This is a genomic window from Alkalibacillus haloalkaliphilus C5, from assembly GCF_000269905.1.
GTDB lineage: Bacteria > Bacillota > Bacilli > Bacillales > Alkalibacillaceae > Alkalibacillus > Alkalibacillus haloalkaliphilus_A.
In genome coordinates this window covers 1-9,535 of sequence record NZ_AKIF01000116.1, presented here as the reverse complement: position 1 = coordinate 9,535, position 9,535 = coordinate 1, and the positions used below count along the sequence as shown (strand labels likewise).

10 protein-coding genes are annotated in these 9,535 nt (G+C 36.8%); 5 read left to right on the top strand and 5 right to left on the bottom strand.

Annotation, left to right across the window (positions count from 1 at the left end):
- Positions 1–2: 2 nt before the first annotated feature.
- Complete coding sequence (locus A194_RS0111760; protein WP_017187034.1) at positions 3–1,169, bottom strand: MalY/PatB family protein; 1,167 nt, start codon at positions 1,167–1,169, stop codon at positions 3–5.
- A 288-nt stretch (positions 1,170–1,457) separates the two neighbouring features.
- On the opposite strand from A194_RS0111760, the gene yugI reads away from it, so the two are divergent.
- The 3 genes from yugI (at position 1,458) to A194_RS0111745 (ending at position 3,663) form a co-directional block, all read left to right on the top strand.
- Complete coding sequence (gene yugI, locus A194_RS0111755; protein WP_017187033.1) at positions 1,458–1,841, top strand: S1 domain-containing post-transcriptional regulator GSP13; 384 nt, start codon at positions 1,458–1,460, stop codon at positions 1,839–1,841.
- Between the two features lie 111 nt (positions 1,842–1,952).
- A complete protein-coding gene (locus tag A194_RS0111750) occupies positions 1,953–3,116 on the top strand; it encodes an iron-containing alcohol dehydrogenase (protein WP_017187032.1) in 1,164 nt (387 codons plus the stop codon).
- Between the two features lie 139 nt (positions 3,117–3,255).
- A complete protein-coding gene (locus tag A194_RS0111745; RefSeq protein ID WP_017187031.1) occupies positions 3,256–3,663 on the top strand; it encodes a YugN family protein in 408 nt (135 codons plus the stop codon).
- Between the two features lie 8 nt (positions 3,664–3,671).
- Here A194_RS0111745 and A194_RS0111740 read toward each other — a convergent pair whose 3' ends face one another.
- The 4 genes from A194_RS0111740 to A194_RS0111725 all read right to left on the bottom strand — a co-directional run bounded on the left by A194_RS0111740 (position 3,672) and on the right by A194_RS0111725 (position 6,496).
- Complete coding sequence (locus A194_RS0111740; protein ID WP_040402806.1) at positions 3,672–4,655, bottom strand: potassium channel family protein; 984 nt, start codon at positions 4,653–4,655, stop codon at positions 3,672–3,674.
- A 106-nt stretch (positions 4,656–4,761) separates the two neighbouring features.
- Complete coding sequence (locus tag A194_RS0111735; RefSeq protein ID WP_017187029.1) at positions 4,762–5,106, bottom strand: TraR/DksA C4-type zinc finger protein; 345 nt, start codon at positions 5,104–5,106, stop codon at positions 4,762–4,764.
- A 12-nt stretch (positions 5,107–5,118) separates the two neighbouring features.
- On the bottom strand, positions 5,119–5,505 hold the full coding sequence (locus A194_RS0111730) for a hotdog fold thioesterase (protein WP_017187028.1): 387 nt from the start codon (positions 5,503–5,505) through the stop codon (positions 5,119–5,121).
- Positions 5,506–5,554: 49 nt separating this feature from the next.
- Positions 5,555–6,496: a 1,4-dihydroxy-2-naphthoate polyprenyltransferase gene (locus A194_RS0111725; protein WP_017187027.1), complete on the bottom strand. Its 942-nt coding sequence runs from the start codon at positions 6,494–6,496 to the stop codon at positions 5,555–5,557.
- A gap of 205 nt (positions 6,497–6,701) precedes the next feature.
- Between A194_RS0111725 and A194_RS0111720 the strand changes: the two genes are divergently transcribed.
- Both A194_RS0111720 and menD read left to right on the top strand, forming a co-directional pair.
- A complete protein-coding gene (locus A194_RS0111720; RefSeq protein ID WP_017187026.1) occupies positions 6,702–8,105 on the top strand; it encodes an isochorismate synthase in 1,404 nt (467 codons plus the stop codon).
- On the top strand, positions 8,092–9,535 hold a 1,444-nt coding region (gene menD, locus A194_RS0111715), incomplete at its 3' end, for a 2-succinyl-5-enolpyruvyl-6-hydroxy-3-cyclohexene-1-carboxylic-acid synthase (protein WP_017187025.1). The genes A194_RS0111720 and menD, both read left to right, overlap by 14 nt.

The following is a 9,535-nucleotide window of genomic DNA, read 5'->3' as shown; positions in this document are numbered from 1 at the left end:
ATTTATTCACCAAATGCTTGAACTAATCGTTTAGTTGCTTCTTTTACAGTTTCAGTTGGTGCTGCGATGTTAATGCGCATAAACTGGTTACCAACATCTTTACCAAACGTCACACCGTCATTTAAACCGACCTTAGCTTCTTCATTGAGCTTTGATTTAATCTCTTTATGAGAGTAGCCAGTTTGACTAAAATCTAGCCAAATTAAATAAGTACCTTCAGGCTTTATTGGTTTAATTTTAGTGTAATTGTATAAATCGCTTTCTAAATATTTATAGTTTTCTTCTAATAGCGGAATTAATTCCTCTAGCCATTCATCACCGTGCTGGAATGTAGCCTCCATCGCTACATAGGCAAACGTATTAAGTAAGCCAAATCCTTGCTGACTTAATTGCTTCTCTAATTGTTTTTTAAGCTCAATATTAGGGCTAATGACGAAAGAGCCTTGTAATCCTGCAACATTAAATGTTTTAGATGGTGCCATTAACGTAAACGTGATCGCTGAGATTTGTTCATTCAGTTTAGCGATCGGTGTATGCTTGTACCCATTAAAAACAATGTCAGCATGAATCTCATCTGAGAATAAATACACATTGTAATTAACACATAAATCAGCTAGTTGTTGAAGCTCTTCTTCTGTCCAAACACGGCTAACAGGGTTGTGAGGGCTACACAATATGAAAGCTTTCGCCCCATTTTTAAATTGTTGTTCAAGCTCCTCAAAGTTCATTTTATATCGTCCATCTTGTAGTTGTAGCGGATTTTCTACAAGTTCTCGGTTGTGGTTTTTAACAACTGAGAAAAATGGCGGATAAACAGGAGGCTGTATAACAATTTGGTCTCCTACCTCAGTAAATGCTTGAACTAGCGCATGTAAAGCTGGAATAACTCCTGGTGTAAAAGTGATTTGGTTTGAGTCTACCTCATAGCTATGCCTTCTTTTAAGCCATGATTGAATTGTTTCTAGTAAATGATCGTCATGAGTTGTGTACCCGTATATATTATGTTCGGCACGCTTTATAATAGCTTCTTGTAATGCTTTAGGGGCAGGTAAGTCCATGTCTGCAACCCACATTGGAAGAATGTCATCACTTCCAAACAGCTTTTCTCTAAAGTCATATTTTGCTGCACGTGTATTTTCTCGATTAATGGTTTGTTCGGATAACTTCATCTCATATCCCCTCCATAATCTAATCGTACACTTAAAAAAGGGCAAAAAAAAGGGGCAAAGTGTTCAGCACTTTGCCAAAGGGGGAATACGAGAAAGTATTACACTAATAGTAATAACCATTTTAAAAATTTATAAACATGTTTTTAAAATATTTTTTTAAATTAAGGTCAAAATGTAATTGTGTAGCGTTCAAATGCAAATTTCTAGTCTGAACTGCTTTTGAATAAAGAAAACCGGTATGTTAAAATACGTAACGGTATAACAGAATACTAGTGGGAGTTGGATAAAATGACTAACGTAATCGAACAAGGACAAGTTATTGAAGGGAAAGTAACTGGAATAAAACCTTATGGTGCTTTTGTAGAAATTGGTGAAAACCTACAAGGTTTAGTGCATATTTCTGAAATTACTCATGGATATGTTAAAGATATTAATAATCACTTAAATGTTGGTGATGAAGTTAAAGTTAAAGTTATTAACGTGGAAGAAGATCGTGGTAAGTATTCTTTATCTATTCGTGCGACAGAGAAGAAGCCTGAGGTTCAATCAAAACCTAAACAGCCACAACAACAAGCTCAACAAGATAGTGATAGCAATGGCTTTAATGTTTTAAAAGACAAGCTTGAAGAGTGGATAGAACAATCTAAAGATCGCGAAACTTATCGTAATTAATGTAAAGTGACCTCCTATATGAATGGAGGTCATTTTTTACTTAAGTATTTCTTTTGCGAATTAAAACATGTTCCGACATAATAATAGGTGAGGTAAGAAAGGAGCATTCAAATGGAGAATTTTATTTTTCATAACCCGACAAAGTTAGTGTTTGGAAGAGGACAGTTAGAACAGTTACCATCTTTAATTCCAAATGGTGTTAAGCGTGTATTAGTGACGTATGGTGGAGGTAGTATTAAACGAAATGGTATTTATACGAATATCATGAAAAAGTTAACAGACAATGGTTATGAACCGTTTGAATTAGGAGGAGTAGAGCCTAATCCACGATTATCTACAGTTAATCAAGGTGCTGACTTATGTAAAGAAAACGACATTGACTTTATATTAGCTGTTGGAGGAGGCAGTGTCATTGATGCTGCTAAAACGATCGCATCAGCAGCTAAGTATGATGGAGATGCTTGGGATTTAGTGACAAAGAAGGCACAGCCTGAAGAAGCACTTCCGTTAGGCACAGTATTGACATTAGCTGCGACAGGTTCAGAAATGAATGCAGGAGCTGTCATTACAAATTGGGAGACTAATGAGAAGTATGGTTGGGGTTCTCCGTTTTCATACCCAGTCTTTTCAATTCTAGACCCTGTGCATACTTATTCAGTGCCAGAGGATCAAACTGTTTATGGCATTGTTGATATGATGAGTCACATTTTAGAACAATATTTCCATACACCAACTAATTCACCCGTTCAAGATCGAATGGCTGAAGGTATATTGCGTTCAATCATTGAAGCGGCACCAAAGCTGTTAAATAACTTAGAGTCATACGAGCATAGAGAAACGATTATGTATGCAGGTACAATGGCCTTTAATGGCATTTTACAAATGGGTTATCGTGGTGACTTCGCGACGCATAATATCGAACATGCTGTTTCAGCTGTGTATGATATTCCTCATGCTGGCGGACTATCAATCCTTTTCCCAAACTGGATGAAGCATAATTTAAGTGTTGATGTATCTCGCTTTAAACAGATGGCAACACGTGTCTTTGGTGTGGATCCTACAGGTAAGTCTGATGAAGAAACAGCTTTAGAGGGAATTGACCGTCTAAGTCAGTTTTGGAGTTCATTAGGTGCTCCTACTCGATTAGCTGATTATGACATTAATGATGCTAAATTAGAATTAATGGTTGATCGAGCGATGAAGCGCGGTCCATTTGGTAACTTTACTAAATTGCACGAAGATGACGTGCGAAAGATCCTACAAATGTCTCTATAATTAAGCAAAACCTGCCTAAGTTTTAACTAGGCAGGTTTTTTTTATGTCCATAGCCATTACCATTTCTTTTTTTTAATGAAATCGAAAAAAAGCGTACACACTATGAGCAACAAAAAATAAAAAAGATGGTGATAAAGTTATGATTACACTTAATTCAGGAATTGAAAATCAAGCGTATTCATTTGAAGACATAGAAAATATATTAAGCCGATTTGACTTTATGGTCGGTGGTAATTGGGAATACGACCATGCTTACTTTGATCATAAATTAGAGCAAACTGAAGAGGCTTATGCTTTCATTCGAATCCCTGTTACGACTGAAATTGGAACTATTGGTGAGAAAAATGCTCATGTTAGAGTAGGTAAACCTTTTGTATTAGTTCATAAATATGAAGCAGGTATTGATCATCAAGGTGACTCTGGAAACATTCAAGCTACTTTAAACCAGTTCCAAGCACCAGAAGACCCTGATGCTGAAGTGGATGACCAATATGTGAAACAAGCAGAAGAAGTGATGGTAAAAGTCGAAAGAGCTCTATTGCAATAGCTCTTTCGTCACGATAATACGATCTTCTGCTTTAAATTTATCTTCTGAAGGTGGTTGATAATAACTTCATCATTACGAATATAACCAATTAATAATTTGCCGTTTTCTTTTGCCTGATGAGTTAATTGTAAGACGGTCTTATCAACCCAATCTTCTTCAACTGTATGGACAATGAACTGTTGCTGTGACAAGAGTGACATAACGTAATCAAATGCTTTTACATATTCATGTCCTGTTAGCTCATGGTAAAACAACGTACTAGTTGATTCGTTCGTACAAATAACCTCAGTTGCTCCTGCTCTTTCAGCATTTAATTTTTGATTCTCTGTTAATATTTCCACTAAAATAGGAATTCTATGGTTTAACCCTCGTGCAGTGATGACGACTAAAATCGTGTGAATGTCAGCTTCTTTTTCTACTTTTGATTGATCAGCTGTCACAATTATTTTATTTGCTTTTTGTAAGTTAGCCTTCTCCCACGTTTTATCAACAGATGGGTCACCATGTATAAAATGCACATTAGAATCATTAACAGGATCTGATTGTAATGTTTCATCAATTAGTACAATGTCTACTTGGTTTTTATATTGAGAATCAATTAAATGGATAAGCTTGCGTGTCCTTTCGTTCCAGCCAACAATAATAAAATGTTCTTCACCGTGAAAGGCTACTTGTCCACTTTTATAGTCATCCTCTCTTTTGATTGCACCACTCGATAAAGTAACCATATAAAATGTTAACAAACCTCCCCCTGCTAAGATGAGCAAGATCGTCATAATTTTTCCTATTGTAGATTGAGGAACAAAATCGCCATAACCAACTGTAGCACCTGTAATAAAAGCAAACCAAATTCCTTCAAACGCTGTTCTAAACTCATTTGGTTCAATTAAATGCATGATGTAGCCAAAGATCACCATTATTGTAAGAACGGTAAGTAGTAGTCTTAAGAAAATTGGAATTTGAAAGTACAATCGTAAAAACCGATAAACCACATAGTTCACCTCAAGTCTCTATCTAGCTACATTATTTCCTTTCATTAACAATTTTATTAATGTTAAAGAAGACACGTGAAAGTTCACGTGTCTTCTTTAAATGAAATTAAATCTTATAGCGTGCTGTTGGCATTGCTTCTAAACGTTCAAATGGTATAGCTTCACCCGTTTTTTCACAAACGCCGTAAGTACCATCTTCCATTTTTGCTAAAGCATGATCAATTTCTTTCAGTTGCTCTTTGGCGCGATAATAAAAAGTTGTGTCTTTTTGTCGTTCGTACAATTCTGTTGCTGAGTCACCTGGATGTTGGTCGTCCACAGAATTCAGTTCACCTACAGACTCTTCAAATAAAGCTGGAGAATCTTCAAATTCTTCAATTTGATCGACTAACTGTTCACGTTCTTCAAGCATTTCTGCTCGTAATTGACTCCACTGTTGTTGCTCTGACATGATGCCACCTCACTATTTTGTTCGTTCAACGACACCAATTGTACACCGTGAAGTGGAGATTAGCTGTTCATTTTCATCGGTAATAATAATTTCCCAAACCATCGTCATTTTACCGATATGCACAGGGTTCGCAGTTGCATATACGACCCCATTTCGTTTGCTTTTGACGTGGTTGGCATTAATTTCAATACCGAAAACGTTATATTTCCCTGGGTCAATGTTTAGAAAAGCACCTAAACTAGCTGCAGATTCAGCTAGAGCAACAGAAGCTCCACCGTGTAAAAAACCCATAGGTTGGTGTACAGTTTCATTAACAGGCATCGTTAAAACGACTTGGTCTTTCGTTTGTTCTTTTACTTCAATATTCAGCGTGCTGAAAAGAGTGTTATTTAGATCCATCATGATCCTCCTTTATAATTTGTACAACAAACAATGGAGATATTCTTTTTTAAACAATCCAAGTAAATAAATGTTCTAGTAAGAAACTCAAACCGTATAACAGACCAAACTGTGTATTCATTTGTGCTGTGAATTTCATGCCAGGCATCATTTCTAAAGGTGTGTCGTTTTGATTAAACGTCTTATACGCATAAATGGCTTTAGTTGCACTTAACAGCGTAATTACTGCCCATATTGGAATTAAACCAATCACAATAAAAATAGTAGTCAGGACATAAGTGCTAATGAAAAATAAAGCTAAAACACGGATTGCATTGTCACGTCCGACTAAAATGGCTAATGTTTTTCTACCACTTTCTTTGTCATTATCTAAATCACGAATATTGTTAGAAAGTAAAATGGCACCAATTAAAATAGCAGGTGGGATTGATAATAAAATAATTCCAGTCGTAACGGCTTCTGCTTGGATATAATAACTAATACCGATAATCACTGTACCCATAAAAAAGCCTGCAAACAGTTCACCAAAAGGCGAATAAGCAATAGGGTATGGTCCTCCTGTATATAAATAACCGAATAACATAGAAATAAGTCCGATAACGGCAATCCAAAACGTTGTTTCAATACAAATGTAAAAGCCTAATAAGACTGCAATCCCATAAAATATAAAGGCAAGGTTACGGACTTGACTTGGAGGAATGCCATCTCTTACGATCGTTCCACCAATGCCGACTGAATCTTCGGTATCAAGACCCTTAACATAATCATAATACTCATTAAACATATTAGTAGCCGCTTGAATTAGCATAGAGGCAATTAACATAGCTAGAAACAAGCCGACATGAATGGATGTATACATACTAGCAGCGACAGTACCAATAAATACTGGGACAAATGAAGCTGTTAGTGTGTGTGGCCTTAACATTCGCCACCATACTTGAAAGCCCGGTTTTTCCCCTAGGGCTTCTTGAATTGATTGATCTTTACTCATTCTGTCATCCCTCTCTGTTTTAACGTACTAAAATAAGTTTAGATAAAGGCCTGACTTGTGTCAATGAGAGTATGTTGTGTTATTCTTGTCGTTTCGTAAAAAAAGTCATAAAATGAAAGGTAGACATTTTATACAGGTGGCTGAAGACGTTTTATTTCCTATTTTATATAGTGACTTATGACGTTTTCTCATTGGAGGATAAAGCATGCTTACAATAGAAAGACTTTCGATTAATGAAAAACTTAACGAAGCATTAAGTCATATAGATGAACAAGGTCAATTTTTATCGCTTACAATTGAGGTATCTTCGATTAACCCGATTGAGTATTTTGCGAGTAGAACTGACTTGAAAGGTGAACGTTTTTATTGGACGAGTGCAAATGGTGAATTAACTTTTGTTGGCTTAGGTTATGCTAATCAGTTTTATTCAACTGATTCTGCTGAACGTTACCAAACAATCGAACAAGCACTACAGGATCAAAAGCAACAAATGATTCATCTTCAAGACGAACATATTACGGGTACAGGGGCTGTATACTTTGGTGGTTTTTCATTCTTTAATGGACGGCATCTCTCAGAGTGGAATGATTTTCCAGTAAACCAGTTTGTACTTCCAAAGCGTCTTCTTACTATTAGGAATGGTAAGCAGTATTTATCTTTAAATTTATGGGTTGAACCAAATGACTCTATAGAAGATGTATCATCGAGGATTCAAACGGATTTAGATTATATAAACGGAGTTCAACCGTTCACCAATAAGGAAATGAACTTTGCACGAATTAATGATGAGTTGACATATGAACAGTGGGAGTCCTTAATAAACAATGCAGTTAATGAAATTACTGATGGCAAGCTTGATAAAGTAGTTTTAGCGCGTGAAGTTGAAGCACTTTTTGAAGAACAGATTCCTGTTGAACAAGTGTTAAACGCATTGTTAGAACAACAAGAGCGTAGCTACATTTTCGTTATGGAAAATAACAACAAAGCTTTTATTGGTGCGACACCGGAACGGTTAGTTGAAGTAAATAATGGTGAGCTTCAGTCAGCTTGTTTAGCTGGCACGACATCACGCGGACAAACAGTTGATGAAGATGAGTGGAAAGCTTTAGAACTGCTGAAAGATGATAAAAACTTAGAAGAACACCAATATGTCGTCAAGATGATTAAAGACTCTGTCTCGCCTTTATGCGATACGCTTTCTATTCCGAATCAACCGATGATCAGGAAGTTAAGTAAAATTCAGCACCTATTCACGCCAGTTTCAGGGTCACTAAAAGAGAGTGTTACTATTTTTGACGCATTAAAAGCATTACATCCTACACCTGCCTTAGGTGGTGAGCCACGTCAAGAAGCGATGGATTTTATTCAACGTAATGAACCTTTGGAACGTGGGTGGTATGCAGCGCCGATCGGCTGGATTGATGAAGAATTGAATGGTGAGTTTGCTGTTGCCATACGGTCTGCATTATTAACAGGACATAAAGCTCGACTATTTGCTGGGTGTGGTATTGTTTCTGATTCAGATCCTAAAGCAGAGTACGACGAAACAAACTTAAAGTTTTCACCAATGTTAGGAGCTTTAGGGGGTTACATTGATGATCATGAATGAACAAACCTACTATTTATCTTATTTTATAGATGAACTTTTCCAAAATGGTATGGAAGACGTTGTGATTTCACCGGGGTCTAGATCCACGCCATTAGCGATGTTGTTTTCTGAGCACCCTCACCTTAATGACTGGCTTCATTTCGATGAGCGCTCTTCTGCATTTTTTGCTTTAGGCATTGCACAAACAAAGCAAAAGCCTGTTGCCTTAGTATGTACTTCAGGTACGGCTGCCGCAAACTATTACCCGGCAATAATCGAAGCTTACTATAGTCGAGTACCATTAATCATTTTAACAGCTGATCGTCCACATGAATTACGTGACAATGGTGCACCACAAGCCATTGATCAAATAAAAATGTACGGTGATTATGTGAAACATTATCATGAAATGGCATTACCTGATGCTAAACAACCTATGTTGGGCTATAGCCGTAGACAAGCGAGTCGAGCTTTTACGCTCGCAAACAGCCGAAACAAAGGTGTCGTACAATACAACTTCCCATTTAAAGATCCATTAGTTCCTGATTTACAACTAGAGGATTTATGGGGACGGTTTAAATCGCCATATTTAAAATCGTCTGGTGGGTTTGAGACGATTGATGACTTTGAAGCGGAGGAGATATTGCATGCTGTCTCTAATTACAGTCGTGGGTTAATTGTTTGTGGGGAACTAACGCGTGAGGAAGAGATTACATCAGTATTAAAACTTGCAAAAGAATGGAAGATACCAGTTCTAGCAGACACACTAAGTCAGTTAAGACAGTATGAAGAGACTCATGAGTATGTCATTTCTACATATGATGCATTGCTAAAGCATGATGATTTTCGTGAAAACTACCAACCAGAGTTCATAATCCGTTTTGGCTCAATGCCTGTTTCTAAACCATATTTTCAGTGGCTCATAAGTCATGAACCTCTCTTACACATCGTCGTTGATGAACAAGCGGGGTACCGAGAACCTTCAAATGCTAAGACATGGATGGTTTATAGTAGTGTTGATCATTTTATTGATCAATTGTTAACCAGTAACATTTCTTATGTTTGTGATCAAAAATGGACTAGAGAATGGCAAGCCATTGATGAGGTAACGAAAACAATGTTAAGAGAAATAACGGAGCATGACTTAACTGAAGGGTCTGTTGTTTCAACTTTATCGGATCACCTACCAAATCGCCATACAGTATTTGTTGGTAGTAGTATGCCAATCCGAGATATGGATACTTTTTTCCTACCGGCTCAGAAACATGTAACTGTTAGAGCAAATAGAGGAGCAAACGGTATTGATGGTGTTGTTTCATCAGCTTTTGGAGCTGCTGCAACAGGAGAAGATGTCACATTATTAATTGGCGATTTATCATTTTTACATGATTATACGTCATTGTTGCTCGGTATAAAAAATGAACTGAAATTACGAATTGTCGTCATTAATA

Coding starts and splice junctions, on each gene's coding strand:
- A194_RS0111760 (WP_017187034.1), bottom strand. CDS start 1,169: ATGAAGTTATCCGAACAAACCATTAATCGAGAAAATACACGTGCAGCA.
- yugI (WP_017187033.1), top strand. CDS start 1,458: ATGACTAACGTAATCGAACAAGGACAAGTTATTGAAGGGAAAGTAACT.
- A194_RS0111750 (WP_017187032.1), top strand. CDS start 1,953: ATGGAGAATTTTATTTTTCATAACCCGACAAAGTTAGTGTTTGGAAGA.
- A194_RS0111745 (WP_017187031.1), top strand. CDS start 3,256: ATGATTACACTTAATTCAGGAATTGAAAATCAAGCGTATTCATTTGAA.
- A194_RS0111735 (WP_017187029.1), bottom strand. CDS start 5,106: ATGTCAGAGCAACAACAGTGGAGTCAATTACGAGCAGAAATGCTTGAA.
- A194_RS0111730 (WP_017187028.1), bottom strand. CDS start 5,505: ATGGATCTAAATAACACTCTTTTCAGCACGCTGAATATTGAAGTAAAA.
- A194_RS0111725 (WP_017187027.1), bottom strand. CDS start 6,496: ATGAGTAAAGATCAATCAATTCAAGAAGCCCTAGGGGAAAAACCGGGC.
- A194_RS0111720 (WP_017187026.1), top strand. CDS start 6,702: ATGCTTACAATAGAAAGACTTTCGATTAATGAAAAACTTAACGAAGCA.